This window comes from Paenibacillus sp. AR247 (assembly GCF_002968895.1).
Lineage (GTDB): Bacteria > Bacillota > Bacilli > Paenibacillales > Paenibacillaceae > Paenibacillus_AQ > Paenibacillus_AQ favisporus.
The window spans coordinates 389,502-390,490 of record NZ_PCZT01000002.1 but is presented as its reverse complement, the minus strand read 5'-3'; the positions used below and the strand labels follow the sequence as shown (position 1 = coordinate 390,490).

Here is a 989-nt window from a genome sequence, read left to right as displayed (position 1 = left end):
CCCGTCGGAGCTCGCCGGTTCGTCCTTTCATCCCCTACCATGACGGTTACTTGCCGGTCTTTAACGCCTCTTCCTGCTTTTTGGCGAATTCCTCCGGTGTGATGGCATTGCCGAGCAGTGCCTGAATCAGGTTGTAATGTTCTTCTGCGGCACCCGGTTTCATTTGTACGTCCAGATAGAGAATGACTTTGCTGGCGTTATTCAGTTCGTTCAAGACGTCAATGAACATTTGCGGCAGCTTGACACTGGAGGTGTCGACCTTTGTTCCTGGGATAATGCCTGCGTCAACCACGGACAACTCACCCCATCTTTTGACGAAGTAGTTGACGAACTTCTTGGCATCCTCTTTGACCTTGGAGTTTTCGGAGACGAACATACCGACGCCGACGCCGCCGACCCAGTCGTTAATGTTCCCCTTGCCGCCTTCGATCGTCGGGAATTTGAAGAAGCCGATCTTGTCCTTGAATTCCTGCGGGATATCCGGATTGGTCGTATAGTTTGGCACTTCCCACGTTCCCATAGCGTACATGGCCGCTTTCTCGTTCATGAATTCGGATTTGGCCTCGTCGTTGGACAGCCCGTTAAAGCCTTTTACAAAGGCATTGCTTTTCACCAAATCCTGGGCTTCCTTGGCGGCCTGGATCAGGCTTGGATCGCTGAATGTGCTGCTGGCTACCGCCTGATCCTGCACGTCCGGACCACCGAGCCGGTCAGCCAGGTACATGTACCAGAAGGAGCCGGTCCAGGCGTCTTTCGATCCTAGCGCGATCGGGGTGACTTTGTTGTCATTCATCGTTTTGATGATATTTTTGAATTCTTCATAGGTTTTCGGCGGCTGCAGATTGTATTTGGCAAAAATCTCTTTGTTGTAATAAACAGGCACGATGTTCAGCTCGACAGGCAGCGCGTATGTTTTGCCGTCCACGGCGTAGGCTTCGGTCGTTCCCGCCACAAATTTGTCTTTCAGGTCGCCTTGAAGCAGGTCGTCC

The 989-nt window shown here is 52.2% G+C and carries 1 protein-coding gene; it reads right to left on the bottom strand.

Annotation, left to right across the window (positions count from 1 at the left end):
• Positions 1 to 46: 46 nt before the first annotated feature.
• Positions 47 to 989 (bottom strand): extracellular solute-binding protein (locus CPT76_RS02340; RefSeq protein ID WP_105441802.1); only part of this gene is annotated, 943 nt, incomplete at its 5' end.